We start from the raw sequence: 25741 nt of genomic DNA on the forward strand, positions 1-25741 counted from the left end.
GTGGTGTGTCCGGGGCCGGGCGGTGGTCGACACGGTGTCTCCGCGGCCGGGCCGTGATCGACAAGGTGTCGGCTCCGTACCGGCGTGCTCGACGCTGCGTCGATTGTCCGGCCGCGGACAGGAGCGGCATCCTGGGCCGGTGCCCAAGACTCCGAAGACGCCCCCGCTCTCCCGTCGCTCCCTGCTGCGTGCCCTGGGCGGCACGGCCGCGCTCGGTGCGCTCGCCGGCTGCGGGGTGCCCGCCGCCTACGTCCAGCCCGGTGACCGCGCCATCCCGGACATCTCCGCCACCGATCACCGGCTGACCTGGGCGAACTGGCCGCTCTACATCGACACCGACGACAAGAACCCGAACAAGCGGCCCACTCTGGAGGCCTTCGAGAAGCAGACGGGCATCGCCGTCGACTACGTCGAGGAGATCAACGACAACGACGAGTTCTTCGGCAAGATCAGCCCGTCCCTGATGAACCATCAGGACCCGGGCCGCGATCTCATCGTGATCAGCGACTGGCTGTGCGCGCGGTTCGTCCGGCTGGGCTGGGTGCAGGAGATGGACCGCGCCCGTCAGCCGCAGGTGGCCAAGTATCTCGACCCGCTGCTGCGCGACCCCGCCTTCGACCCGGGACGCAAGTTCACGATGCCGTACCAGTCGGGCATCACCGGCATCGCCTACAACCGCCGCAAGCTCGGCCGCGAGATACGCCAGGTCTCCGACCTGTGGGCGAGCGACCTCAAGGGCCGGGTCACCCTGCTGTCCGGCCTGGACGAGGCGTTCGCGCTGCTGATGCAGGCCAACGGCGTGGACATCACCAAGTGGAAGACCCACGACTTCGACAGGATCTGCGACCAGGTGGAGCGGCAGATCCGCAAGGGCCACATCCGCCGCTTCACCGGCAACGACTACACCAAGGACCTGGTCAGCGGGGACGTCCTGGCCTGCCAGGCCTACTCGGGCGATGTGATCCAGCTCCAGGCGGACAACCCCGACATCCGCTTCGTCGTGCCCGAGGAGGGCGCGGAACTGTGGTCGGACTCCTGGATGATCCCCAACCGGGCCGGCCACAAGGCCAACGCGGAGCGCCTGATCGACTACTACTACGACCCCGAGGTGGCCGCGGAGCTCGCCACCTGGGTCAACTACGTCTGCCCCGTCCCGGCGGCCCAGGCCGTGCTCGCCGACTCCAAGGACCAGGACACCGCCGAACTCGCCGAGAACCCGCTGATCTTCCCCGACGCCACCATGCGCGAGCGCCTCGCCATCGCCCGCGACATGTCCTCCGGGGAGCGTGTGGAGTTCGCCAAGCGCTGGAACGCCATCGTGGGCCTGTAGCAGACGCACCTGCGTGACGCACACGTAGAGCGACCAACCGGTGTGCCCCGCCGTCACGTTCGGGCTGCTGGCGGCCTGGGCTCCGCACGATGTGGCGGAGGTGGCCGCCGTGCCGGGCTGGCAGCGGCGCAGCGTATCGGCGCTGCGGGAGCGCTTCCCGGGGGTGCCGGAGGCGGTGTGGCGGCGGCTCGGGTCCGTGGTGGCGCGTGAATTCGCGGTGGCCGTTGGGATGATGGGCGCCATCGCCGCCGCCGCGTCCGTCCGGGGAGGGCACCCATCGCCGAGGCGTTCCGGAGCAAGTGTCGGACCGTACCGGGGTGTTGTCGGGGGCCCGCCCCTAGGGTCCTTCGTCGGGATCGGACCGGATCAGGGAGCCCGGCATGATCCGAACGAGAGGCCCTACGCTGCCGCGGTCTGCGCGGTGCGCAGGGTGTGCAGCAGGTCGACGCGGTTGGTCGTGATGGAGTCGGCGCCGAGGTCGAGGAGGCGGCGCAGGGAGCGTCGGGTGTCCGGGGTCCAGACGGACAGCAGGTAGCCGCCGCGGTGGACACGGGTGGCGAGGTCCCGGTCCACCAGGGTGAACCGGTAGTTCAGCCACCGGGGCCGCACCGCCTCCAGCAGCCCGGCCCGCGGGGGCGCCAGGCTCGTCCAGGTCAGCGCGATCTCGGCGGCCGGGTCGGCGGCGCGCACCGCGAGCATGGCCTCGGCGCCCGCGCAGTAGTACACGCGGTCCCGCGCCCCGCACGCGTCGACCACGTCGACGATCCGCCGCACCGCCCGCGGGCGGGCCGGGCCCGGCAGGTCGATCATCACCCGGCCGGTGCCCGTCGCGGCGAGGGCGTCCTCCAGCGTGGGCACCCGGCCGTCCGTCACGTCGCGCAGTTCTGCCGCGGACAGCGCGTGCAGCGGCCGGTCGTGGGCCCACAGCCGCTTCAGCGACTCGTCGTGCAGCAGCACAGGAACACCGTCCCGGGTCAGCCGTACGTCGATCTCGACCGCGTCCGCGCCCTGTACGAACGCGGAGCGCAGCGAGTCGACGGTGTTCTCGCGGAAGCGGTAGGGGTCGCCGCGGTGCGCCACGGCGGTCACGGTCTGCATGGGCCCCATTGTGTCCCGCCGTGTCCCGCTCAGGGCGCGAGCCACCGCGCGGTGTAGGCGTCGATCTCCTCCACGATGCTCGCCTTGCCGGCCGTGTCCAGGAAGGAGGCGTGCACCGCGTTCTTGGCCAGCTCGGCCAGGCCCCGCTCGTCGAGGTCGAGCAGCCGGCCGGCCACGGCGTACTCGTTGTTGAGGTCGGTGCCGAACATGGGCGGGTCGTCGGAGTTGACCGTGACGAGCACCCCGGCGCGGACGAACTCCTTGATGGGGTGTTCCTCCATGGTGCGCACGGCCCGGGTGGCGATGTTGGAGGTGGGGCAGACCTCCAGCGGGATGCGGTGCTCGGCGAGGTGGGCGAGCAGCTTCGGGTCCAGGGCGGAGCTGGTGCCGTGGCCGATGCGCTCGGCGCGCAGCTCGGTCAGCGCGTCCCACACCGTCTCGGGCCCGGTGGTCTCGCCCGCGTGCGGGACGGAGTGCAGCCCGGCGGCGATGGCCCGGTCGAAGTAGGGCTTGAACTGGGGCCGCGGTACGCCGATCTCCGGCCCGCCGAGCCCGAACGACACCAGGCCCTCGGGGCGCAGCCGGTCGTCGGTGGCGAGCCGGATGGTCTCCTCGGCCGATTCGAGACCGGCCTCGCCGGGGATGTCGAAGCACCAGCGCAGTACGGTCCCGAACTCGGCCTCGGCCGCCTTGCGGGCGTCCTCGATCGCGTCCATGAAGGCGCGCTCGTCGATGCCCCGGCGGGTGGAGGAGAACGGCGTGATGGTGAGCTCCGCGTAGCGCACCTGCTGCCGGGCCAGGTCGCGGGCCACCTCGTAGGTCAGCAGCCGGACGTCCTCCGGGGTGCGGATCAGGTCCACGACGGACAGGTACACCTCGATGAAGTGGGCGAAGTCCGTGAAGGTGAAGTAGTCGGCCAGGGCCTCGGGGTCGGTGGGCACCCTGGAGTCGGGGTGGCGGGCGGCCAGCTCGGAGACGATCCGGGGGGAGGCGGACCCGACGTGGTGCACGTGCAGTTCGGCCTTGGGCAGTCCGGCGATGAAGGCGTGCCGGTCGCGCGGCGCGTGCGGGTCGAACAGTGCGTGCGGGTCACGGGGTGCGTACTGGTCGGTCAACGGGTCCCTCCCCGGGAAGGGCGCCGCGGGCCCTGCGGGCGCGGCGCGGGTGATCGGCTGATCGGTGAGCACCGTCATCGTAGGCGCATGCCTCGCCGTGGCCGCGGGCCGCGTTCCCGACCGGGGGCGGTGCTGACCGGTGCCCGGCCGCTCGCCTGCGCCGATGAGGCCTTAGCATGGCGGGGCGATCGATCGAGGGGGAGACGACGAGATGACGGACGGAACGCAGGCCGGCGGGGGCGCGGGAGCCGAGGATCCGTGGGCGCCGCCCGGCAGCAGGCCTTCTCTGGAGAAGAACACGTCCGACCCGGCGCAGTCGCCCGCGCCCGGCTTCGCCCCGCCTGCCTTTCCCCCGCCCTCCGTGCACGACCAGGAGACGATGGTCTCGATGCCGGGGGCCGGTTTCCCGCCGCCCGGCTACGGCGGCCCGACCGCGGACTCCGCCGTGCCGCCGCCACCCGTCGCTCCCACCGGTCCGGGCATACCCACCGGTCCCGTACCCGGCGGGTACGGCTACCCCGCCTATCCGGGAGCGGGCCAGGGCTGGCCCGGTATGCCGATGCCCCCGCAGAACGGGATGGGCACCGCCGCGATGGTGCTCGGCATCCTGTCCTGCACCCTGTTCTGCTTCTACGGCATCTTCGGGGTGGTGCTCGGCGTCCTCGCCGTGATCTTCGGCATCAAGGGCCGCCGGAAGGCCGAACGCGGCGAGGCCAACAACCACGGCCAGGCCCAGGCCGGCCTGATCACGGGAATCATCGGCATCGTCCTCGGCCTCGCCACGATCGTCCTGCTGGTCATCGGCGTCTTCTATGTCAACAACGTCGAGGTCTCCTCGGACAGCACCTGGGACGAGGGCGCCCGCGCCCCCCTGCCGGCCGTGACCGTCCTGACCGACCGCTGACACCGGGGCCGGCCCGCGCTCGGTGCGGGCCGGTGCTGCCCCGCCTGGCCCCACCCGGCCCGCACGCTGCCGTCGGCCCGGCCCGCATGCCGCCGCCAGCCCGGCCCGCACGCTGCCGCCAGCTCGACCCGCACTCCGCGCGGGCCGGTGCTGCCCCGCCTGGCCCCACCCGGCCCGCACGCTGCCGTTGGCCCGGCCCGCACGCTGCCGTTGGCCCGGCCCGCACGCTGCCACCGGCCCGGCCCGCACTCCGCGCGGGCCGGTCAGCTCGCCCGCGTGCCGGCCCGCAGCCGCTCGCGCGCCTCCATCAGCGCGAAGCCCAGCAGGTTCGGCCCCCGCCAGCGCTCCGGATCGGCCGCCGCCTCGTCGCCGGCGGCCAGTCCGATGCCCCATATCCGGTCCACCGGGCTGGCCTCCACCAGCACACGGTCGCCCGTGGCCAGCAGGAACTCGCGCAGCACGGGGTGGGCGGCGAACTTGTGGACGCCGCCCTCCACCACGATCCGGAACCGCTCCCGCTCCCACACGTCCTCGTCGAAGCCGCGCACGAGCCGCCCCGCAGTCTTGGCCTCCGCCGGATGCCGCGCGGCCAGTACCCGCCGCTCCGCCTCCGCGTCCCCGAACAGCCGCGCCTTGTCGGCCATCATCCAGTGCTCCGCGGTCGCGTACGGCACCTCGTCCACCGTGAACGGCGACGGCCACCACTGACTCAGACAGCTCGGGCCGACCCGGCCGTCCGGGTGCGGCCGATGCCCCCAGAAGTACAGGTAGCGCACGCGGGTCCCCGCGCGGACTTCCCTGGTCAGAGCCTGCCAGGAGTCGATGTTCCCCATGCACGCGAGTGTGGCACGCACCACGGACACACCGTCCTGCCTTTTCCGTGCCTACTCGACACCTGGTCGACAGATTCCGTCGCGTAACCAAAAGGCAACAACGGAATCACTTGTTGGAGTCCCCGAGCTCTGTCAGGATCGGCACTCAAATCGAGCTGGAGCTACGCCACCTGCCCTCGGTGACCGAGGGGCAACGGCGGAGGAGAGCGACATGCACAACCCGGGCACCGCCACCCCGGACCGATTCCCGGCGCAGGACCGTTTCGCTGACGGTGCGCAGTACATCGCCGGAAGGCTGACCAAGGGCACCTCGGGCCGCAGCCACGCGGTCGTCGACCCTGCCACCGGCGAGGAGGTCTACACATACGAACTGGCCGGCCCCGAGGACGTCGACGCCGCGGTGGCCGCCGCGCGCGAGGCGTTCCCCGGCTGGGCGGGCGCCACGCCCGGCGACCGCTCGGACGCGCTGCACCGTTTCGCGGCCGTGCTCGCCGACCGGGCGGAGGACTTCGCCCGCGCCGAGTCCCTCCAGTGCGGCAAGCCGCTGAAGCTGACCCGCGAGTTCGACGTGCCGGGCACGATCGACAACGCGGCCTTCTTCGCGGGTGCCGCCCGGCATCTGCAGGGGCAGTCGGCCGGTGAGTTCTCCGGCGACCACACGTCCTACGTCCGCCGTGAGCCCATCGGGGTCGTCGGCTCCATCGCGCCCTGGAACTACCCCCTCCAGATGGCCGCCTGGAAGATCCTCCCGGCCATCGCCGCGGGCAACACCATCGTGCTCAAGCCGGCCGAGCTGACCCCGCTGACCGCGCTGATGTTCGCCCAGGCCGCCACCGACGCGGGCATCCCGGACGGCGTGATCAACATCGTCACCGGCACCGGCAAGGTGGCCGGCGAGCACCTGATCGGCCACCCGGATGTGGCCATGACGTCCTTCACCGGCTCCACCGCCGTCGGCAAGCGTGTCGCCGAGATCGCCACCGCGAGCGTCAAGCGGCTGCACCTGGAGCTCGGTGGCAAGGCGCCGTTCGTGGTCTTCGACGACGCCGATCTGGAGGCCGCCGTCAACGGCGCGGTCGCGGGCGCACTCATCAACACCGGGCAGGACTGCACGGCCGCCACGCGCGCGTACGTGCAGCGCCCCCTGTACGAGGAGTTCGTCGCACGGACGGCCGCCCTGATGGCGACCGTCCGGCTGGGCGACCCGTTCGCCCCCGGCACCGACCTCGGCCCGCTGATCTCGCACGTCCACCGCGACCGCGTCGCCGGCTTCGTCGACCGGGCGCGTGCCTACGCGCGCGTGGTCACCGGCGGCGAGGCTCCCCAGGGCGAACTGAAGAACGGCGCGTACTATCGCCCCACCCTCGTCGCGGACGCCGCACAGGACAGCGAGATCGTCCAGTCGGAGATCTTCGGTCCGGTGCTGGTCGTTCTGCCGTTCGACAGTGATGATGAGGGGATTCGGCTGGCCAACGACACTCCGTACGGTCTGGCGGCCTCGGCGTGGAGCCGGGACGTCTACCGGGCCAACCGCGCGACGCGGGAGATCAAGGCGGGGTGCGTGTGGGTCAACGACCACATTCCGATCATCAGCGAGATGCCGCACGGCGGTTATAAGCAGTCCGGCTTCGGCAAGGACATGTCCTCGTACTCGTTCGAGGAATACACGCAGATCAAGCACGTCATGTTCGACAACACGGCGGTGTCCCGCAAGGACTGGCACCGCACGATCTTCGGGGACCGATAGCAACGACCAGGCCTTGAACCAGGCCTTCCCGAAAGGGCACCACGCGCATGGAGCAGTACGAGCCCGACCGCCTCACCCCGGCCCAGCTGGCCGCCGTGCGGCGCAGTTTCCGCAACGGCAGGGCCTCCTTCAGCCGACGCTCGATGCTGCGCGCCTCGGCGGGCGGCGCGCTCGCGGTCGGGGGACTCGGGGCGCTGAGCGCCTGCGGGATCCCCCCGGCCGGCCAGGCACAGGGTGGCACCTCCGCGGAGGACCACTCGGCCAAGGAGAAGATCCTCAACTTCTCCAACTGGCCCGTGTACATCGATGTCGACGACAGCGGAAAGAAGCACCCCACGCTCGACACGTTCACCCAGCAGACCGGCATCAAGGTCAAGTACAACGAGGACATCAACGACAACAACGAGTTCTTCGGCAAGGTCAAGCCGGAGCTCGCCGCCGGCCAGGACACCGGCCGGGACCTCATCGTCCTCACCGACTGGCTGGCCGCGCGGATGATCCGTCTGGGCTGGGTGGAGAAGCTGGACCCGGCGAACCTGCCGCACGCCTTCGCCAACCTGTCCGAGCAGTTCCGCAGCCCGGACTGGGACCCGGGGCGCGCCTACTCCTATCCGTGGCAGGGTGTCTCGAACGTCATCGCCTACAACAAGAAGGCTCTCGACGGCATCGAGGTGAAGTCGATCTCCGACATGCTGGACAACCCCAAGCTCAAAGGGCGGGTCGCCTTCCTGTCGGAGATGCGCGACACCATGGGCATGATGCTGATCGACATGGGCAAGGACCCGGCGAAGTTCACCGACGACGACTACGACGCGGCGATAGCCCGCCTCCAGAAAGCGGTCGACAAGGGGCAGATCCGCCGCTTCACCGGCAACGACTACACGTCCGACCTGACCAAGGGCGACGTCGCAGTGTGCCTTGCCTGGGGCGGTGACATCGTCCAGCTCCAGGCGGACAGCGCCAACGTCGACTACATCATGCCGGAAGCCGGATTCACGACGGCCACCGACAACCTGCTCGTTCCCCGCGGGGCTCGCCACAAGGCGAACGCCGAGCGGTTGATCGACTTCTACTTCCGGCCTCTGACCGCTGCACAGCTCTGTGCCTACACCGCCTTCATCAGTCCCGTCGACGGTGCGCAAGCGGAGCTGGCCAAGATCGACAAGTCGGCGGCGGAAAACCCGCTGATCATCCCCACCAAGGACATGGTGGCCAAGTCCCACTCCTTCCGCGCGCTGAGCGACAAGGAAGAGGCGGCCTACGAAGCGAAGTTCGCGAAGCTCACAGGGGCGTGACGACAATGACGACGAAAGACAACAGCGGCGACGTCCGCCTCTCTCAGATCGGCAAGCGCTACGGCGGCTTCACCGCCGTGCACCCGCTGGACCTGACCGTGCCTCAGGGGTCCTTCTTCGCCCTGCTCGGCGCCTCCGGCTGCGGCAAGACCACCACCCTGCGCATGATCGCCGGACTGGAGGAGCCCACGCAGGGCACCGTCCACCTCGGCGACCAGGACGTGACGCATCTGCCGCCGTACAAGCGCCCGGTGAACACGGTCTTCCAGTCCTACGCGCTCTTCCCGCACCTCGACATCTTCGAGAACGTCGCCTTCGGTCTGCGCCGGCGCGGCATCAAGTCGGTGAAGAAGCAGGTCGAGGAGATGCTGGACCTGGTGCAGCTGGGCGAGCAGGCCCGCAAGAAGCCGCACCAGCTCTCCGGCGGCCAGCAGCAGCGCGTCGCGGTCGCCCGCGCGCTGATCAACCACCCCAAGGTGCTCCTGCTCGACGAGCCGCTCGGCGCCCTGGACCTGAAGCTGCGCCGCCAGATGCAGTTGGAGCTCAAGCGCATCCAGACCGAGGTCGGCATCACCTTCATCCACGTCACGCACGACCAGGAGGAGGCCATGACCATGGCCGACACGGTCGCCGTGATGAACGGCGGCCGGGTGGAGCAGCTCGGCTCGCCCACCGACCTCTACGAGAACCCGCAGACCACGTTCGTGGCGAACTTCCTCGGCACCTCCAACCTGATAGAGGCCGAGGTCGACGCCAGGAGCGGCGAGGAGGTCGTCCTGAAGGCGGGCGGCGGCAAGCTCACCCTGCCCCAGGCGCGCTGTTCCGCCCCGGCCACGACCGGCGGCAAGGTGCTCGTCGGCGTCCGCCCGGAGAAGATCTCCCTCACCCACGCCGACGACGCGGGCGAGATCCCCGACGGCCGCAACCGCATCACCGGCCGGATCTCCGAGTCGAGCTTCATCGGCGTCTCCACGCAGTACGTGATCGACAGCCCCGTCTGTCCGGAGTTCGAGGTCTACGCGCAGAACATCGACCGCGACGCCCGCCTGGTGCCCGGCGCCGAGGTGGTCCTGCACTGGAATCCGGCCCACACCTTCGGGCTGGACGCGGCGCAGGACATAGACGCGGGCGTCGAGAGCGTCGAGGAGGACGCAGCCTGATGGCCGCCGTCACCGAGGCGCCCGCGCCGCCCGCCACCCAGCAGACGAGACCGCCGCGCAGGCGGGGCCGCTTCACGCCGTACTGGCTGCTGCTGCCCGGCATCCTCTGGCTGGTCGTCTTCTTCGCGCTGCCGATGATCTACCAGGCGTCCACGTCCGTGCAGACGGGCTCCCTGGAGCAGGGATACAAGGTCACCTGGCACTTCGCGACCTACTGGCACGCGCTGTCCGAGTACTGGCCGCAGTTCGTCCGCTCGGTCCTGTACGCGGCCTCCGCGACGATCCTGTGCCTGCTGCTCGGCTACCCGCTGGCGTACCTCATCGCCTTCCGCGCGGGCCGCTGGCGCAACCTGATCATGATCCTGGTGATCGCGCCGTTCTTCACCAGCTTCCTGATCCGGACCCTGGCCTGGAAGACGATCCTCGCCGACGGCGGCCCGGTCGTGGGCGCCCTCAACACGCTGCACGTCCTGGACGTCACCAACTGGCTCGGCTGGACCGCCGGCGACCGGGTGCTCGCCACCCCGATGGCGGTGGTGTGCGGTCTGACGTACAACTTCCTGCCGTTCATGATCCTGCCGCTGTACACCTCGCTGGAGCGCATCGACCCGCGGCTGCACGAGGCGGCGGGCGACCTGTACGCCAAGCCGTTCACCACCTTCCGCAAGGTCACCTTCCCGCTGTCGATGCCGGGCGTGGTCTCCGGCACGCTGCTGACCTTCATCCCGGCGGCCGGCGACTACGTCAACGCGGACCTGCTCGGCTCGACCGACACCCGCATGGTCGGCAACGTCATCCAGACGCAGTTCCTGCGGATCCTGGACTATCCGACGGCGGCGGCCCTGTCCTTCATCCTCATGGCCGCGATCCTCGCCATGATCACCATCTACATCCGCAAGTCCGGCACGGAGGATCTGGTTTAAATGGCCTTCGTCAACTGGCTCAAGCGCCGCTTCGTCGTCATCGCCGGACTGCTGACGCTCGGATACCTGCTCCTGCCGAACATCGTCGTCACGGTCTTCTCCTTCAACAAGCCGAAGGGCCGCTTCAACTATCAGTGGCAGGCGTTCTCCATGGACGCCTGGAAGGACCCGTGCGGTGTCGCCGACATGTGCGGATCGCTGTCGCTCAGCCTCCAGATCGCCGTCTGGGCCACGGTCGGCGCCACCGCCCTCGGCACGATGATCGCCTTCGCGCTGGTCCGCTACCGCTTCCGCGCGCGGGGCACCGTGAGCTCGCTGATCTTCCTGCCGATGGCGATGCCCGAGGTGGTCATGGCGGCCTCGCTGCTCACCCTGTTCCTCAACATGGGTGCGCAGCTCGGCTTCTGGACCATCCTGATCGCGCACATCATGTTCTGCCTCAGCTTCGTCGTCGTCGCCGTCAAGGCGCGTGTGATGTCGATGGACCCGAGGCTGGAGCAGGCCGCGCAGGATCTGTACGCCGGACCGGTGCAGACCTTCGTCCGGGTCACCCTGCCGATCGCGGCCCCCGGAATCGCCGCGGGCGCGATGCTCGCCTTCGCGCTGTCGTTCGACGACTTCATCATCACGAACTTCAACGCGGGCTCGACCGTGACCTTCCCGATGTTCGTCTGGGGCTCGGCACAGCGCGGCACACCCGTCCAGATCAACGTCATCGGCACGGCCATGTTCGTCATCGCCGTACTGCTCGTCCTGGGCTCGATGGCCATCGGCCGCCGCCGTACCAGGCAGAAGGCGTAACACCCGCCTCACCGAAACAACGAAATTGACTCTGTAGGGAGTTGAAATCATGGCCCCTGGCGCCATGAGCCGTGAGCACGACTGGACCACATCCCTCTCCGAGGCCCAGCCGGTCCCGTACTGGCTGGACGACCCCGGCAGGCCCCGCCCGGAGCCGGCGCTGACCGGAGCCGAGAGCTGCGACCTGCTGGTGGTCGGAGGTGGTTACAGCGGACTGTGGACCGCGCTGATCGCCAAGGAGCGCGACCCCGCCACGGACGTGGTGCTGGTGGAGGGCCGCGAGGTGGGCTGGGCCGCCTCCGGCCGCAACGGCGGCTTCTGCGCCGCCTCCCTCACGCACGGCCTGCCCAACGGTCTCACCCGCTGGCCGGAGGAGATCCACAAGCTGGAGGAGCTGGGCGCCCGCAACCTCGACGCCATCGAGGAGACGGTCGCCCGCCACTCCATCGACTGCGAGTTCGAGCGCACCGGCGAACTCGACGTCGCCACCGAGCCGTACCAGGCCCGGGAACTGAAGGACTGGTACGCGCAGATGCAGGAGCAGGGCCTGGCCGAGGGCTTCGAGTTCCTCGACCGGGACGCGGTGCGCGAGCAGGTCGCCTCACCGACCTTCGAGGCCGGCCTGTGGGACCGCCGGGGCGTCGCCATGGTCCACCCGGCCAAACTCGCCTGGGGCCTGAAGCAGGCGTGCGTGCGCCTCGGCGTGCGCGTCTACGAGCGCACGCCCGCCCTGACCCTGAGGCCGTACGGCGACGGAATGTCCGTGCGTACGCCCTACGGCCGGATCAGGGCCCGCCGGGTCGCGCTCGGCACCAACGTCTTCCCCAACCTGGTCAAGCGGGTGCGCTCGTACACCGTCCCGGTCTACGACTACGCCCTGATGACCGAGCCGCTCAACGCCGAGCAGATGGCGTCGATCGGCTGGAAGAACCGGCAGGGCCTCGGGGACTCGGCGAACCAGTTCCACTACTTCCGGCTGTCGGCCGACAACCGTGTCCTGTGGGGCGGTTACGACGCGATCTACCCGTACGGCGGCCGGGTGCGCGCGGAGTACGACGACCGCCCCGAGACCTACGCCAAGCTGGCCGGGCACTTCTTCACCTGCTTCCCGCAGCTGGAGGGCGTCCGCTTCACCCACGCCTGGGGCGGGGCGATCGACACTTGCTCGCGCTTCTCGGCGTTCTTCGGCACCGCCCACCAGGGGAAGGTCGCCTACGCGGCCGGCTACACGGGCCTCGGCGTGGGCGCGACCCGCTTCGGTGCCGAGGTGATGCTCGACCTGCTGGCCGGTCGGCGCACCGAGCGCACCGAGCTGGAGATGGTCCGCAAGAAGCCGCTGCCCTTCCCGCCGGAGCCGTTCGCCTGGACCGGCATCGCGCTCACCAAGTGGTCGCTGGCCCGCGCCGACGAACACGGCGGCCGGCGCAACCTGTGGCTACGGACGATGGACCGCCTGGGCCTGGGCTTCGACAGCTGACACCCGCGAGGAGACCTCCCTCCCTCACGACGCGCTCCCGCGCGTCCACGGGGGAGGGAGGTCTTCGCATGCCCACGCGAAGACGGCAGCGGCCAGGGCCCGGTACATGCCGCCGATGCCACAGGTCTTGACAACCGAATTGGTCTGGACCAAATTGGGCGCGCTCCACCCTCCCCAATCCCCCCATGACCGGAGGCAGTTGTGGACCGCGACATACAGCGACCAGGTAGATCAGTCAGACCAGCCGGCCCGGCCGGCCCGGCCAGGCGCCGGCTGCTCGCCGCGCTGACGGCCACGTTCCTCGCCCTGCCCGGCGTCACCGCGCTCACGACGACCGCGCGAGCGGCCGACGCGGACATCCTGCGCAACGGCGGCTTCGAGGCGGGCCTCGACGGCTGGACCTGCTCGGGATCCGGTACGACGGTGAAGTCCCCGGTCCGCAGCGGCAGTTCGGCGTTGCGGGCGACCCCGGCCGGCAGCGACAACGCCCAGTGCACCCAGACGGTGCCGGTCCAGCCGAACTCCCAGTACACGCTGAGCGGTTACGTCCGCGGCTCCTACGTCTACCTGGGCGCGAGCGGCACCGGCACCACCGACGTCTCCACCTGGACCCAGTCCGCCCCCGACTGGCAGCAGCTCACCACCACCTTCCGCACCGGCGCGCAGACCACCAAGGTCACGGTCTACACCCACGGCTGGTACGGCACGGGCGCCTACAACGCCGACGACCTCTCGCTCGTCGGCCCGGGCGGCAGCACCGGCCAGCAGCCGCCCGCCGCTCCCACGGGTCTGAAGACCGGCACCGTCACCTCGACCAGCGTGGCCCTGTCCTGGTCCCCGGTGGCCGACGCCACGGGCTACACGGTCTACCGCGACGGCACGAAGGTCCAGACGGTGACCGGCGCGTCCGCCACGATCACCGGTCTGTCGCCCTCGACCGCGTACGGCTTCCAGGTCGCGGCGGTGAACGCCGCGGGCGAGTCGGCGAAGTCGGCGACGGTGACGGCGAAGACGGCCGCGGACTCGGGCGGCCCGGGCGGCGGCACCACGGACCTCCCGCCGCACGCCCTGGTCGGCTACCTGCACGCGAGCTTCGCCAACGGCTCCGGTTACACCCGCATGGCCGACGTTCCCGGCAGCTGGGACGTCATCGACCTGGCCTTCGGCGAGCCGACGTCGGTCACTTCGGGCGACATCCGCTTCAACCGCTGCCCGGTCACCGAGTGCCCGAACGTCGAGAGCGACGCCGAGTTCAAGGCGGCCATCAAGGCCAAGCAGGCGGCCGGCAAGAAGGTCCTGATCTCCATCGGCGGCCAGAACGGCCAGGTGCAGCTGACCACGACGGCGGCCAGGGACATGTTCGTCTCGTCCGTCTCGCGGATCATCGACGAATACGGCCTCGACGGCCTCGACATCGACTTCGAGGGTCACTCCCTGTCCCTCAACGCGAACGACACGGACTTCCGGAACCCGACCACGCCCGTCGTGGTCAACCTGATCTCGGCCCTGAAGACCCTGAAGGCGAAGTACGGCGCCAAGTTCGTCCTGACCATGGCCCCGGAGACCTTCTTCGTGCAGATGGGCTACCAGTACTACGGCACGGGCAAGTGGGGCGGCCAGGACCCGCGCTGCGGCGCCTACCTCCCGGTGATCCACGCCCTCCGCGACGACCTGACCCTGCTCCACGTCCAGGACTACAACTCGGGCCCGATCATGGGCCTGGACAACCAGTACCACTCCATGGGCGGCGCGGACTTCCACATCGCCATGACCGACATGCTCCTGACCGGTTTCCCGGTGGCCGGCGACCCGGCGAACGTCTTCCCGCCGCTGCGCGCCGACCAGGTCGCCATCGGCATGCCGGCGTCCACCAACGCGGGCAACGGCTTCGTCGCCCCGTCGGAGGTCACCAAGGCCCTGGACTGCCTGACCAAGAAGACGAACTGCGGCTCCTCCACCACCCACGGCACCTGGCCGGCCCTGCGCGGCCTGATGACGTGGTCGGTCAACTGGGACCGGTTCGGGAACTGGCAGTTCCAGAACACCTTCGACAGCTACTTCGGGCGCGGCCGCTGAGCTCTGAGCCGGTTCACTCCAACGAGCGGTCACAATCCGCGTAATGGCTGATGAGATACCTCCCTCTCCCTTGTGACGCGGCCCGCGTCCACGAACGATGAGGGAGGTCTTCTCATGACTGGGGCGAAGACGGAGGTCGCCTGGCTGGCATCGGTCGCGCCGGACCCCGAGGCCTGCCGCTGGGAGTGGGAACGCAACCCCCGGGGGACCGCCCTGCTGCCCGCGGGCAAGGCCTGGGACGTCCTGATCCTGCCCGGGGCGCTCGGCTGTCCGACGCTCGACGTCCTGACCCGTTTCCTCGACCGGCCAGGGCCGGTGCTGGCCGACTTCGGGGACGAGCGCACGGGCTTCTTCGTGCCGCCGGGCACCGCGGCCCGCTGGCTCGGCACCGGTATCCGCAGCGCGGGGCCCGGCACCTGGATCGTCGTGCCGTATCCGGGGCGGAGCACCGGCAGGGTGCGCTGGCTGGTCACCCCGGACGGCTCGGGCACCCTCACCGACCCGGCACTGCTGGAACTGGCGATGCACGAGGCGGCCGCGGCCCTGGCCCTCGAGGAGGAGGGCTGACACGGGGAGCCGACCCGAACACGCGGATGGGATACCAGTGCTAGGGGGCGGCGTCAGTGGTCACGACGACGCCGATCAGCAGCCACAGCGCGGAGAGCAGCACGGAAGCCAGGCACCAACTGGCCACGACATCCAGCGGCCAGTGGTAGCCGCGCCGGACCAGCCCGAAGGAGGCGCCGGACACGAGCGCGGCGAACAGCGCCACGACGGTCCGGCGGGCGGCGGCCGTGCGCAGCCAGGGCAGAAGCACGAGCGCCGCGGCACCGTAGGCGACGGCGGCGGTGGCCGCGTGCCCCGACGGGAAGTACCCGGTACCGGGCGGCATGACCGCGGTACCGGGCCGGGCCGTCCAGGCCTTCAACGGCACGACGAGTGCCGGGAGCAGGGCCATCGGCACGGCTGCCGCGAGGGGCGCGAGCCACCAGCGTTCCGCGCCGGCGGCGCGTCCCCGCCAGGCCGTGTGGATCAGGACGGCCAGGAGTACGGGTACCGCGATCTGCACCTGGCCCAGATCGGAGAGCAGTTCGGAGAGGCGGTCCGGGTGCAGCAGGGCGTGACTGACCTCCCGGTCCGCGCCCAGCAGCGGGCCGCCCACCCGCACCTGCCAGGTGATCAGTGCGAACAGGAGGGCCGGGACGGCGAGCAGGAACACCACGAACACCACGGTGCACAGCTTCGCAGGCCGGGCGAGTGAGCCCGGACCCGGGCCGGTCGGTCCCGGTCCGTGCCGGCCGGCCCCGGAGACACCGAAGGGCCGGCGCACAAGGGGGGATGCGCGCCGGCCCGACGGGGACGGCCGTCCCATCTGTCTGCGACCGTCCTGATCGGAAGGCCGCGCGCCCCGGGGGGTTTGGGGCGGGCGACTGTCCGATCATTGAGGAGAACCGGAACCCGTGGGTTCCGGGTGTGTGCGCGAGGCACGACCAGGTCGAAGCTGGGGAGGCTACGGCCTGAGGCCGCCCACAGTCCCCTGTGGGCGGGTGTATCTCTCATCCGGGGAAGAACCTACGGCAGCCGGTGGGCGGAGGACAGCGGGAACGGCGTCCTGCCATCCACCTCGCACACCTTCTTCACACGCTCTGCCGCCGGCTGCGCCAGGCGTGCATATCCGCCGCTCAGATGCGCGTGAACGCCTGCTCGATGATGTCGAGGCCCTCGCTCAGCAGGTCCTCGCCGATGACGAGCGGAGGCAGGAAGCGCAGCACGTTGCCGTAGGTGCCGCAGCTCAGGACGAGCAGGCCCTCGGCGTGGCAGGCCTTGACGAGCGCGGCCGTCGCCTCCGGGTTCGGCTCCTTGGTGTCACGGTCCTTGACCAGCTCGATGGCGATCATCGCGCCGCGGCCGCGGACGTCGCCGATGATGTCGAACTTGTCCTGCATCGCGGTGAGGCGGGCCTTCATGACCTCCTCGATCCGCTTCGCCTTGGCGTTGAGGTCGAGTTCCTTCATGGTCTCGATCGCGCCGAGCGCGCCCGCGCAGGCCACCGGGTTGCCGCCGTAGGTGCCGCCGAGGCCGCCCGCGTGCGCGGCGTCCATGATCTCGGCGCGGCCGGTGACGGCGGCCAGCGGCAGGCCGCCGGCGATGCCCTTGGCGGTGGTGATCAGGTCCGGGACGATGCCCTCGTCCTCGCAGGCGAACCACTGGCCGGTGCGGCAGAAACCGGCCTGGATCTCGTCGGCGACGAACACGATGCCGTTGTCGGCGGCGAACTGGCGGATCGCGGGCAGGAAGCCCTTGGCCGGCTCGATGAAGCCGCCCTCGCCGAGCACCGGCTCGATGATGATCGCGGCCACGTTGTCCGCGCCGACCTGCTTGGTGATCTGGTCGATCGCCTGCTTGGCGGCCTCGGGGCCGGCGTTCTCCGGGCCGGTCGGCCAGCGGTAGCCGTAGGCCACCGGCACCCGGTAGACCTCGGGCGCGAAGGGGCCGAAGCCGTGCTTGTACGGCATGTTCTTCGCCGTCAGCGCCATGGTGAGGTTGGTGCGCCCGTGGTAGCCGTGGTCGAAGACGACGACGGCCTGGCGCTTGGTGTACGCGCGGGCGATCTTGACGGCGTTCTCGACGGCCTCGGCACCCGAGTTGAACAGCGCGGACTTCTTGGCGTGGTCACCCGGCGTGAGCTCGGCCAGCGCCTCGGCGACGGCCACGTAGCCCTCGTACGGCGTGACCATGAAACAGGTGTGGGTGAAGTCGGCGAGCTGCACGGAGGCACGGCGTACGACGGCCTCGGCGGACGCGCCGACCGAGGTCACCGCGATGCCGGAGCCGAAGTCGATGAGGCGGTTGCCGTCGACGTCCTCGATGATGCCGCCGCCGGCACGCGTGACGAAGACCGGCAGCGTGGAGCCCACGCCCTGCGCGACCACAGCGGTCCGGCGGGCCTGCAGCTCCTGCGACTTCGGGCCGGGGATGGCGGTGACGACGCGGCGCTCCTGCTCAAGTGCGGTCATGGGGGCTCCCTGATGAGATCTTGCGTACGGCGGCGTTTTTCGGACGCTTTTCCTTCTTTTCTCGCAGGTTAGGGCGGCGAGGAGGACGTGGGCATGCTCCATGTGGGCGTTGTCGGCGCCCGCGGTTGTCCGCGGTGGACATAGGGGGGACGCGGGCCGGAAAACGCGGGTGTCGGCGCCGTGACCTGCGGCGTGCCGCGCAATCGGTGAACTCCCCTTGCGCGGGCGTTAGATTGACTCGCTGATGGTGGACGGAACGGCTGGTCAGGGGGCAAGGGCGATGGACGACGGGACGCAGGACGCCCGGGGTACGCACGCGAACCCCGTGCCACGCCCGGCGATGCCGCGGGACGCTCCCACGACACCACCCCGGCCGAGCAGCCCCCCGGCGCCCGGCGCCTACGAGCAGTATCCCCAAGAGGGACCTGGACACGGGCAGCTCCCCGGACGGCGGACGGGCGTCGCCGAGTGGCTCGACACCCCCCGTCCGGCCGCCGCGCCCGGCATCTGGCGCTTCGGGCACCGCCCGCCCAAGGCCGCGAGGACGCCGGACCGGCTGCCGTCGATCACGGTCGTCGGGCTGCTGATCCCGCTGGTCGTGGCCCTACTGGTGTGGTCGCTGTGGCGGCAGGGCGCGCTGCCGTACCAGTGGGCGCCGCTGAAACTGTTCACCCCGGACGACTGGTGGTGGGGCGGGACCGTGTCCCCCAAGGGGACACAGGGCCGCGAGGCCATGGTGGTCTACGACGGTGTGTTCTTCGCCGTGCTCGTCTACGCCGCCGGACGGCTGGGCAGCTGGTCCGACGTCGTACGGCACTTCGTCGGCCGCCGCCCGCAGCCCGCGCGGGCCCTGTTCGCCGCCGCCGGCGCCCTGATCGCGCTCAGCCTCGTCTTCCCCGGCGCCTTCCCGGGCGCCGGCTGGGACCCCCTGCCGGTCGTCGACCCCGTCTTCTCCCTGATCGTCCTCGTCTCGGGCGGCTACGGTCTGTTCGCCTCCCAGCTGTTCACCGACGCCCTGTACGCGCTCATCACCCTGCTGGTCGTCTGGCCGTTCGCCCGGGTCGGCGCCTGGTGGGCGTACGCCGGGGAACTCGCCGCACGCCGCCGGGCGGCCGCGGACCCCGTCGCCCCGCCCGCGGCGGACCTGCCGCGTTCGCGGTGGCCCGGACCGCGCCACGCCGGGCAGTACCAGGCGGCCGACCTGCTGGCCGCCGAGGTGGCCGCCGGCCGGATGAACGACGTGGATTGCGCCCGGGTCGAGCGGGCGTGGGAGGCGGCCCGGCGGGAGGCACGCCCGGCCGCCTTCACCGAGACCGTGTTGCGGCAGGGCGCCGCCGCCTGGACGCACCCCTCCGGGGCGCGCGACCTGCCCGGCCGCACCGCCCGCCACGACCTGCTGGAGGGGCAGGTGCGCATCGGACGGTGGGCGGGGGAGCGGACCCCGCGCGACTACGAGGGGGCGGGTGCCGCCCTCGGCGCCGAGGCACTCGGCACCTCGCTGCTGCTGGTGGGGCCGTCCGGCTCCGGGAAGACCCGCCACGTCACCGGGCCGGTCACCGAGGCGCTCACCCTCCAGGCCCTCACCGGAGCGTGCGCGGTGGTCGCCGTCTGTGCCGCCGGGACTCCGCTCGGCCCGGACACCGCGTACGACGTGGTGGTCCGGATCGGCGACCCCGCCTCCGTCCACGACCTCGACCCGTACGCCGGGTCCGACGACCCCGACGAGGCCGCCGCCTTCCTGGCCGAGGCCCTGGTCGGCGACCTGGACACCGTCGGCGGTCAAAGCGCCGCCACCGCGCTCGCCCAGCTGCTCGGCCCCTACCGGGCGGCGCACGGGCACTTCCCGCCGCTGCCGGCGCTGCGCGAACTGCTGGAGGGCGATCCCGGCGCGCTGGCGTCCCTGCGGGCCGCGCTGCCGGCGGACGAGCACGCCGTGATGCGGCGCGAACTCGACGCCCGGATGCGGCAGTCCGGTTCCACGGCCGACGCCGGACCGGCCCTCGCGGACCGGCTCGCGCTCCTGGACAGGCCGGCCTTCGCCGAGTTCTTCGGCGCGGCGGGGCCCGGCGGCCGGCCCTTCTCGCTGCGCGCGGTGGCCCACCATCCACTGCGAGTCCGCGTCGACCTGCCCGAACGCGGACACGAGGAGGCGGCCCGGCTGATCACCCGGCTGGTCCTGGCCCAGTTCCACACCGTCGTACGGGACACCCGGCGCCCCCACTTCGCCTGTCTGGTCCTCGACGACGCCACCGGGGCCGTCACGGCCGAGTCGGTGCGCCGCGTCCAGGGGCTGCGCTCCCAGAACGCCGGTGTCGTCCTGGCGCTCCGGTCGGTCGCCGACGTGCCCGAGGCGCTGCACGGTCCGCTGCTGGGGGCCGTCGGCTGCCGTATGGCGCTCGCCGGCGTGACGACCTGGGACGGCAGCCGGTTCGCGCAGGCCTGGGGGACCGAATGGGTGGAGACCAAGGAGGTGGCCAAGCACACCGTCTTCGCCCACCAGCCGATGACCCGCGCCATCCACGCCCTGCGCAAGCTGGTGACCGGACGGGCCGTGACCACGGACGCCGTGACGACCCGGCAGGTGGAGCGGGAGCGCTGGTCCGCCTCCCAGCTGGCCCACGAGGTCCCGCCCGGGCACGCGGTGCTGTCGCTGACCGACGTCCGGGGCGAGCACGCGCCGCCACTGCTGGTGGATCTGCGGGGCTGAAGGAGCGGGGGGCGAACGCGGCGGGTGTGCGCACGGCCGTCACGCGTTGACCGTACGGTGAGGCAGAATCGGCATAGGCCGTTCATACGTGACGTCCAAAAGATCACAATGATCATCCGATCTCCGCAGAACCTCCGCACAAGAAGCCGTAGAAGAACCCCGTAGAAGCACCCCGCAGACCAGAAGGCCTCATGCCCCCGACGCTCGCCTCGCTCGTCCACCACTCCGCGCTCAAGCTGACCGTGCGCGCGGGCGGGGACCGCCTGGACGTACCCGTCCGCTGGGCCCACGTCAGCGAGCTCGCCGACCCCGTGCCGTACATGGAGGGCGGGGAACTGCTGCTGATCACCGCGCTCAAGCTGGACGCGGAGAATCCCGACGCCATGCGCCGCTATGTGAAGCGGCTTGCCAAGGCCGGGGTCGTCGGGCTCGGCTTCGCCGTCGGGGTCAACTACGAGGACATCCCCGCGGCGCTCGTCGACGCCGCCGAGGAGGAGGGGCTGCCGCTGCTCGAGGTGCCCCGGCGCACCCCGTTCCTCGCCATCAGCAAGGCGGTCTCGGCGGCCATCGCGGCCGACCAGTACCGGGCGGTCACGGCCGGCTTCGCCGCCCAGCGGGAACTGACCAAGCAGGCCCTGAACGCCGGACCGGAGGGGCTGCTCGCGGCGCTCGCGGCCCAGGTGGACGGCTGGACGGCGCTCTACGACGCCTCGGGCGCCGTCGTCGCCGCGGCACCCGAGTGGGCCGCGCGCCGCGCCGAACGGCTCACGGCCGACATCGAGCGGCTGCGCGACCGGTCGGCCCCCGCGTCCGCCGTGGTCGGCGGACCCGAGACCGAGGACCGCGTCGAACTGCACTCGATCGGCACCGGGCGCCGCCCGCGCGCCGCGCTCGCCGTCGGCACGGCCGCCACCCTCGGCACCGCCGAGCGGTACGCCGTCCACTCCGCCGTGGCCCTGCTGACGCTCATCACGGAACGCTCACGCTCGCTGCACGCCGCCGAGCAGCGGATCGGCGCCGCCGTGCTGCGGATGCTCCTCGCCGGGCAGCCCGACCACGCCCGCGCGGTGGCCGGCGACCTGTACGGCGGGCTGCTGGACGCCCCCTTCCGCATGATCGTCGCCGAGTCCGCCTCGGCGTCCGCCGCACGGGCGCACGCCGGTGCCCACGCGCGCGTGCAGTCCGCCGCCCCCTCCCCGGTCGCCGTACTGGCCGCCGCCGGCACCGGCGCCGACCCGCTCGCCGTGCTGGCCGAGGTCGTGGAGGCGGCCGCCGCCAGGTCGGGGGAGACGGTGCTGGTGGTGCCCGACGGGGAGCGCCTGGTGGTGCTGGCCGCCGACGGGGGCGCGGCGGTGGCGGTGTGCGGCCAGTACGCCGCGGCGCTGGAGGCGGCGCGGGCCGAGAACGTGCGCGAGCAGTCGGGCGGGGAGGAGGGCGAACTGGTCGTCGGGCTGTCCGGGCCCGCCGGTCCCATCGCGGCCGCCGCCGCGTACAAGCAGGCCGAACAGGCGCTGTCGGTGGCGCGGAGGCGCGGGCGGGTGCTCGTCGAGCACGACCAGCTCGCCTCCGGATCGGTGCTGCCGCTGCTGGCGGACGACGCCGTCAGGGCGTTCGCGGACGGGCTGCTGCGCGCGCTGTATGAGCACGACGCGACGGGACGCGGCGATCTGGTGGCCTCGCTGCGGGCCTGGCTGTCCCGGCACGGCCAGTGGGACGCGGCCGCCGCCGACCTCGGCGTCCACCGGCACACCCTGCGGTACCGGATGCGCCGGGTCGAGGAGATCCTCGGCCGTTCCCTGGACGATCCGGACGTGCGGATGGAGCTGTGGCTGGCGCTGAAGGCCACCTCCACGGAGTAGGGATCCCGCCGGACACCGGGCCGGACCCCGTTCGTACGCCAATCCGGCGCACCCCCGCCCCGCACTGCTACGACTCGGACAAACGACCCCGGGCCGCCCCCGCCCTACCGTGGACGACGAAAGCCAAGTACATCTCCTACGCGGAAGGGCCGGGACTCCTTGATGACTTCCACCCACGCCTTCTGGCTCGCCGGCCGCCAGGTCACCGGCGAGGACACCTTCGACGTCACCAACCCGTGGGACGGGCGGCTGGTGGGCAAGGTCGGCGTGCCGACCGACGCCCAGGTCGAGGAGGCCGTGGCCGCCGCGTACGCCGTGCGGGACGAGTTCGCCGCCACCCCCGCGCACGTGCGGGCCGCCGCCCTCGACCACGTCAGCAAGCGGCTGGTCGAGCGCACCGAGGAGATCGCGCAGCTCATCTCCGCCGAGAACGGCAAGCCGATCAAGTGGGCGCGCGGTGAGGTCGGCCGTGCCGTGTCCGTGTTCCGGTTCGCCGCGGAGGAGGCCCGCCGGTTCAACGGCGGCGACGCCCAGCGCCTGGACACCGACGCCGGCGGCCAGGGCCGCCTCGCCCTCACCCGCCGCTTCCCCAAGGGCGTCGTCCTCGGTATCGCGCCGTTCAACTTCCCGCTGAACCTGTGCGCCCACAAGATCGCCCCGGCCATCGCCGCCGGCGCGCCGATCATCCTCAAGCCCGCCCCGGCCACCCCGCTGTCCGGGCTGATCCTCGGCGAGCTGCTGGCCGAGACCGACCTGCCGGCCGGCTCCTGGTCGATCCTCCCGGTCGCCAACGACAAGATGCCGGCCCTCGTCCAGGACGAGCGCCTGCCGGTCATCTCCTTCACCGGTTCCGAGAAGGTCGGCTACGCGATCATGGACTCGGTGCCGCGCAAGCACTGCACCCTGGAGCTCGGCGGCAACGGCGCGGCCGTCGTCCTCGCCGACTACGCGAGCGACGAGGACCTGGACTGGGCCGCGGGCCGTATCGCGACCTTCTCCAACTACCAGGGCGGCCAGTCCTGCATCTCCGTGCAGCGCGTGATCGCCGACGCCTCGGTCTACGAGCGCCTGCTGCCGCGCATCGTCGCCGCCGTCGAGGCCCAGGTCACCGGAGACCCCTCCGACCCGAAGACCGACGTCGGACCGCTGGTCAGCGAGGACGCCGCCAAGCGTGTGGAGTCCTGGGTGCAGGAGGCCGTCGAGGCCGGCGCCACCCTGCACGCCGGCGGCAAGCGTGACGGTGCCTCGTACGCCCCGACCGTCCTCACGGACGTGCCTTCCGAGGTGACGATCTCCTGCGAGGAGGTCTTCGGCCCCGTCCTGACCGTGCAGAAGGTGAACGGCGAGGCCGAGGCCTTCGCCGCCGTCAACGACTCCAAGTACGGCCTCCAGGCAGGCGTGTTCACCCACGACCTGCAGACCGCCTTCCGCGCCCACCGCGCGCTGGAGGTCGGCGGCGTGGTCGTCGGAGACGTCCCCTCCTACCGCGCCGACCAGATGCCGTACGGCGGCGTCAAGCAGTCCGGCGTGGGCCGCGAAGGCGTCAAGTTCGCGATGGACGACTACACCTACGAGCGCGTCCTGGTCCTGACCGGCCTCGCCCTGTAGGCCCGACGGTCCGCCGACCGACGACGGCCGGAGCCCGCTGTGCGGGGGCTCCGGCCGTCGTCGTATGCCCGGGTGCTGACGGAAGAGGGTGGCTCGGGGGACCGGCGACCGGACCGGCGGACCGTCTTCCCGGCCTTCGCCGCCGTCACCGGCACCGAAGGCGGCGACCAGAGAAAACGTGCAGAACGACCTGAGGGCCACGCCGTTAGACTCATTGGCAAGCGGCCGATCAACCTCCCTCGGACAGGAAGCACCAGGGGTGCCCAACACACTGCAGGAAATGATCAAGAACAAGCTGGGCCAAAAGGGATGGTCCTACAGCGATGTAGCGCGCCGGGGCGGCATCTCTCGCTCGACTGTTCACCATCTGGCGACGTCGGCGAAGCTGGCGCAGATGCCTCAGCAGACCACGCTGGAGGGTCTGGCCAGAGGCCTGGGTATACCGGTGGCACCCGTGCTGCGCGCAGCGGCCGAGGCCGCAGGTGTCAATGTCTACTTCGAGAACGCGCCGGAGATCGCGGATCCGGAGGTGGAGATCCTCATCGCGAGCGTGCAGAAGCTCAGTCCCACGGCCCGCCGGCATGTGGCTGTGCTCGTCGAGTCCTTGCTGCAGGCGGGGGAGCCCTAGAGCAGGGTGGATCATCCTGGAGCAGGGTGGATCAAAACCTCTCCATTCCTGCCGTTTTGATCCAGTCGATCAGTGTCCGCACTGTTGCGTAGTCGAGCTCTGCCACCCTGACAATCGCTTGCAAGCCATGGGGATCCATCGGCACGCACGCCGCATCCAGGGCGCAGTACAGCAGCACTTGATGGGCCTGCGTCGCCGAAAGAGGCCTTCCCGCATCCATTCCGGCTCTTAATTCTTCGGCGATGGGCAGGGGTGGTGTGACGTCCATGTCTCCAGACTTTTCTCGAGTCTTCTCGGATCATCCTCTTCGTTGTGGTCCGTGAGTTCGCGGCGCATTCTTTCCCAGAATGCCTCGACCAGCGCGTGTTCGTACCAATCGCCGATGGTCCCAGGAGCAGGTCCGTGCCTCAGGGCCTGCGCGCGCTTGGTGAAACAGCATCCGGTAAGGATGCCTTTGGCGGTGCCGGCGGCCTGCTCCATGGCGGCCTCATGAGAAATCGCCTTGTCGAGGGCGCGATCAATGAGCGAGGCGCTTGCCTCGGGGGCCGCGCTCCAGCTCACCAGGTGATGCGACGCCGAGTCGAGGACGACAGCGGCGGACACGGCGCCCTTCGGTGTTCTGTAGGTGAAAACGTCGACGACCCAGCGCCGGTTGGAAACCTCGGAGACCGCGGGCGGCGCGCCCTCGTGCAGCCTGCCGGCCCTGCCGCGGATGCCGGCCTGAACCATGAGAAGCTCCACCGTTCCATGGCTGACACTGATGCCGTAGCGGCGGCCGAGCTCCTGCCGGATGCGGCGGTAGCCAAAGGTCGAACCGGATGAGCCGTAGATGTCGAGAATGACCCGGGTCAGCCAGGCGTGCCGCAATGACCGAGCCGACGGAACGCGGTCACGCCACGCGTAATAGCCGGACTCCGAGACGCCGAGCAGCTCAATGATTCCGCGTGCCGGGAAGCCCTCATCCGCCATGGCGGAAATCACTTCGTATCGTCTTTTGGGGGCACCACTTCCATCATGAGGTCAATGGCTTTCCGGCATGCCGCGATCTCGTCCTCCAGCTTTTCGATGCGAGCCTGCGCCTGCTTCAGCTTGGACGGAGACATGAGATGAGCGCTGCTCACTGGACCTCGCTTCCCGGCCGTGATTTCAGCACTCAGGGCTGC

The 25741-nt window shown here is 71.0% G+C and carries 22 protein-coding genes and 1 pseudogene; 15 read left to right on the plus strand and 8 right to left on the minus strand.

The features are described from left to right. Positions 1-139: 139 nt before the first annotated feature. Both ACIQMV_RS33185 and ACIQMV_RS33190 read left to right on the plus strand, forming a co-directional pair. Positions 140-1330, plus strand: coding sequence for a PotD/PotF family extracellular solute-binding protein (locus tag ACIQMV_RS33185; RefSeq protein ID WP_402596926.1), 1191 nt, complete (start codon positions 140-142; stop codon positions 1328-1330). Between the two features lie 40 nt (positions 1331-1370). Next, positions 1371-1580 (plus strand): annotated as a pseudogene (locus ACIQMV_RS33190) (HXXEE domain-containing protein); the annotation flags it as partial. A gap of 149 nt (positions 1581-1729) precedes the next feature. On the opposite strand, the gene ACIQMV_RS33195 reads toward ACIQMV_RS33190, so the two are convergent. Further along, a complete protein-coding gene (locus ACIQMV_RS33195) occupies positions 1730-2428 on the minus strand; it encodes a glycerophosphodiester phosphodiesterase (RefSeq protein ID WP_402596927.1) in 699 nt (232 codons plus the stop codon). A 29-nt stretch (positions 2429-2457) separates the two neighbouring features. Beyond that, positions 2458-3621, minus strand: coding sequence for an adenosine deaminase (locus tag ACIQMV_RS33200; RefSeq protein WP_402596928.1), 1164 nt, complete (start codon positions 3619-3621; stop codon positions 2458-2460). A 133-nt stretch (positions 3622-3754) separates the two neighbouring features. Between ACIQMV_RS33200 and ACIQMV_RS33205 the strand changes: the two genes are divergently transcribed. Continuing rightward, a complete protein-coding gene (locus ACIQMV_RS33205; protein ID WP_402596929.1) occupies positions 3755-4447 on the plus strand; it encodes a DUF4190 domain-containing protein in 693 nt (230 codons plus the stop codon). 263 nt (positions 4448-4710) lie between these two features. Here the strand turns inward: ACIQMV_RS33205 and ACIQMV_RS33210 are convergent, their stop codons facing one another. Continuing rightward, positions 4711-5280: an NADAR family protein gene (locus ACIQMV_RS33210; protein WP_402596930.1), complete on the minus strand. Its 570-nt coding sequence runs from the start codon at positions 5278-5280 to the stop codon at positions 4711-4713. Between the two features lie 211 nt (positions 5281-5491). Between ACIQMV_RS33210 and ACIQMV_RS33215 the strand changes: the two genes are divergently transcribed. From ACIQMV_RS33215 to ACIQMV_RS33250, 8 genes are all read left to right on the plus strand, one after another. Then, on the plus strand, positions 5492-7027 hold the full coding sequence (locus tag ACIQMV_RS33215; protein ID WP_141357870.1) for a gamma-aminobutyraldehyde dehydrogenase: 1536 nt from the start codon (positions 5492-5494) through the stop codon (positions 7025-7027). A gap of 47 nt (positions 7028-7074) precedes the next feature. Beyond that, the gene (locus tag ACIQMV_RS33220; protein WP_141357868.1) at positions 7075-8322 is read left to right on the plus strand and encodes a spermidine/putrescine ABC transporter substrate-binding protein; all 1248 of its coding nucleotides are present in this window, start codon (positions 7075-7077) and stop codon (positions 8320-8322) included. Then, positions 8319-9482, plus strand: a complete 1164-nt coding sequence (locus ACIQMV_RS33225) for an ABC transporter ATP-binding protein (protein ID WP_402596931.1) — start codon at positions 8319-8321, stop codon at positions 9480-9482. Before ACIQMV_RS33220 ends, ACIQMV_RS33225 begins: the two co-directional genes overlap by 4 nt. Next, positions 9482-10405 (plus strand): ABC transporter permease, encoded by a 924-nt coding sequence (locus ACIQMV_RS33230; protein WP_388479320.1) that lies wholly within the window; start codon positions 9482-9484, stop codon positions 10403-10405. The genes ACIQMV_RS33225 and ACIQMV_RS33230 overlap by 1 nt, the downstream gene beginning before the upstream one ends. Then, positions 10406-11206, plus strand: coding sequence for an ABC transporter permease (locus tag ACIQMV_RS33235; RefSeq protein ID WP_141357862.1), 801 nt, complete (start codon positions 10406-10408; stop codon positions 11204-11206). Positions 11207-11255: 49 nt separating this feature from the next. After that, positions 11256-12683 (plus strand): NAD(P)/FAD-dependent oxidoreductase, encoded by a 1428-nt coding sequence (locus ACIQMV_RS33240; RefSeq protein WP_402596932.1) that lies wholly within the window; start codon positions 11256-11258, stop codon positions 12681-12683. 213 nt (positions 12684-12896) lie between these two features. Continuing rightward, complete coding sequence (locus ACIQMV_RS33245; RefSeq protein ID WP_402596956.1) at positions 12897-14759, plus strand: chitinase; 1863 nt, start codon at positions 12897-12899, stop codon at positions 14757-14759. A gap of 114 nt (positions 14760-14873) precedes the next feature. Then, positions 14874-15326: a hypothetical protein gene (locus ACIQMV_RS33250; protein ID WP_402596933.1), complete on the plus strand. Its 453-nt coding sequence runs from the start codon at positions 14874-14876 to the stop codon at positions 15324-15326. A 40-nt stretch (positions 15327-15366) separates the two neighbouring features. Here ACIQMV_RS33250 and ACIQMV_RS33255 read toward each other — a convergent pair whose 3' ends face one another. Together ACIQMV_RS33255 and gabT are read right to left on the minus strand one after the other, a co-directional pair. Then, a complete protein-coding gene (locus tag ACIQMV_RS33255) occupies positions 15367-15990 on the minus strand; it encodes a phosphatase PAP2 family protein (RefSeq protein ID WP_308789462.1) in 624 nt (207 codons plus the stop codon). Between the two features lie 451 nt (positions 15991-16441). Then, a complete protein-coding gene (gabT, locus tag ACIQMV_RS33260; RefSeq protein WP_402596934.1) occupies positions 16442-17776 on the minus strand; it encodes a 4-aminobutyrate--2-oxoglutarate transaminase in 1335 nt (444 codons plus the stop codon). 280 nt (positions 17777-18056) lie between these two features. Between gabT and ACIQMV_RS33265 the strand changes: the two genes are divergently transcribed. The 4 genes from ACIQMV_RS33265 (at position 18057) to ACIQMV_RS33280 (ending at position 24578) form a co-directional block, all read left to right on the plus strand. Next, complete coding sequence (locus ACIQMV_RS33265; RefSeq protein WP_402596935.1) at positions 18057-20483, plus strand: ATP/GTP-binding protein; 2427 nt, start codon at positions 18057-18059, stop codon at positions 20481-20483. A 191-nt stretch (positions 20484-20674) separates the two neighbouring features. Next, positions 20675-22342, plus strand: coding sequence for a PucR family transcriptional regulator (locus ACIQMV_RS33270; RefSeq protein ID WP_402596936.1), 1668 nt, complete (start codon positions 20675-20677; stop codon positions 22340-22342). 162 nt (positions 22343-22504) lie between these two features. Further along, complete coding sequence (locus ACIQMV_RS33275; protein WP_402596937.1) at positions 22505-23950, plus strand: aldehyde dehydrogenase family protein; 1446 nt, start codon at positions 22505-22507, stop codon at positions 23948-23950. 280 nt (positions 23951-24230) lie between these two features. After that, entirely contained in the window at positions 24231-24578 is a 348-nt protein-coding gene (locus ACIQMV_RS33280) for a helix-turn-helix domain-containing protein (RefSeq protein WP_401773738.1), read from the plus strand. Between the two features lie 31 nt (positions 24579-24609). Here ACIQMV_RS33280 and ACIQMV_RS33285 read toward each other — a convergent pair whose 3' ends face one another. The 3 genes from ACIQMV_RS33285 to ACIQMV_RS33295 are packed head-to-tail and all read right to left on the minus strand — an operon-like array spanning position 24610 to position 25699. Next, entirely contained in the window at positions 24610-24846 is a 237-nt protein-coding gene (locus ACIQMV_RS33285; protein ID WP_141357845.1) for a hypothetical protein, read from the minus strand. Next, complete coding sequence (locus ACIQMV_RS33290; RefSeq protein WP_402596938.1) at positions 24807-25559, minus strand: IS3 family transposase; 753 nt, start codon at positions 25557-25559, stop codon at positions 24807-24809. The genes ACIQMV_RS33285 and ACIQMV_RS33290 overlap by 40 nt, the downstream gene beginning before the upstream one ends. Beyond that, entirely contained in the window at positions 25556-25699 is a 144-nt protein-coding gene (locus ACIQMV_RS33295) for a hypothetical protein (protein ID WP_402596939.1), read from the minus strand. Before ACIQMV_RS33295 ends, ACIQMV_RS33290 begins: the two co-directional genes overlap by 4 nt. Between the last annotated feature and the right edge of the window lie 42 nt (positions 25700-25741).

Source organism: Streptomyces sp. NPDC091412, from assembly GCF_044756885.1.
In the GTDB taxonomy this organism is placed as follows: domain Bacteria; phylum Actinomycetota; class Actinomycetes; order Streptomycetales; family Streptomycetaceae; genus Streptomyces.

What these genes read in the sequence shown, in the direction of transcription:
- ACIQMV_RS33195 (WP_402596927.1), bottom strand. Translation starts at nt 2,428, where the DNA reads ATGCAGACCGTGACCGCCGTGGCGCACCGCGGCGACCCCTACCGCTTC.
- ACIQMV_RS33200 (WP_402596928.1), bottom strand. Translation starts at nt 3,621, where the DNA reads ATGACGGTGCTCACCGATCAGCCGATCACCCGCGCCGCGCCCGCAGGG.
- ACIQMV_RS33205 (WP_402596929.1), top strand. Translation starts at nt 3,755, where the DNA reads ATGACGGACGGAACGCAGGCCGGCGGGGGCGCGGGAGCCGAGGATCCG.
- ACIQMV_RS33210 (WP_402596930.1), bottom strand. Translation starts at nt 5,280, where the DNA reads ATGGGGAACATCGACTCCTGGCAGGCTCTGACCAGGGAAGTCCGCGCG.
- ACIQMV_RS33215 (WP_141357870.1), top strand. Translation starts at nt 5,492, where the DNA reads ATGCACAACCCGGGCACCGCCACCCCGGACCGATTCCCGGCGCAGGAC.
- ACIQMV_RS33220 (WP_141357868.1), top strand. Translation starts at nt 7,075, where the DNA reads ATGGAGCAGTACGAGCCCGACCGCCTCACCCCGGCCCAGCTGGCCGCC.
- ACIQMV_RS33230 (WP_388479320.1), top strand. Translation starts at nt 9,482, where the DNA reads ATGGCCGCCGTCACCGAGGCGCCCGCGCCGCCCGCCACCCAGCAGACG.
- ACIQMV_RS33235 (WP_141357862.1), top strand. Translation starts at nt 10,406, where the DNA reads ATGGCCTTCGTCAACTGGCTCAAGCGCCGCTTCGTCGTCATCGCCGGA.
- ACIQMV_RS33240 (WP_402596932.1), top strand. Translation starts at nt 11,256, where the DNA reads ATGGCCCCTGGCGCCATGAGCCGTGAGCACGACTGGACCACATCCCTC.
- ACIQMV_RS33250 (WP_402596933.1), top strand. Translation starts at nt 14,874, where the DNA reads ATGACTGGGGCGAAGACGGAGGTCGCCTGGCTGGCATCGGTCGCGCCG.
- gabT (WP_402596934.1), bottom strand. Translation starts at nt 17,776, where the DNA reads ATGACCGCACTTGAGCAGGAGCGCCGCGTCGTCACCGCCATCCCCGGC.
- ACIQMV_RS33265 (WP_402596935.1), top strand. Translation starts at nt 18,057, where the DNA reads ATGGACGACGGGACGCAGGACGCCCGGGGTACGCACGCGAACCCCGTG.
- ACIQMV_RS33270 (WP_402596936.1), top strand. Translation starts at nt 20,675, where the DNA reads ATGCCCCCGACGCTCGCCTCGCTCGTCCACCACTCCGCGCTCAAGCTG.
- ACIQMV_RS33275 (WP_402596937.1), top strand. Translation starts at nt 22,505, where the DNA reads ATGACTTCCACCCACGCCTTCTGGCTCGCCGGCCGCCAGGTCACCGGC.
- ACIQMV_RS33280 (WP_401773738.1), top strand. Translation starts at nt 24,231, where the DNA reads ATGATCAAGAACAAGCTGGGCCAAAAGGGATGGTCCTACAGCGATGTA.
- ACIQMV_RS33285 (WP_141357845.1), bottom strand. Translation starts at nt 24,846, where the DNA reads ATGGACGTCACACCACCCCTGCCCATCGCCGAAGAATTAAGAGCCGGA.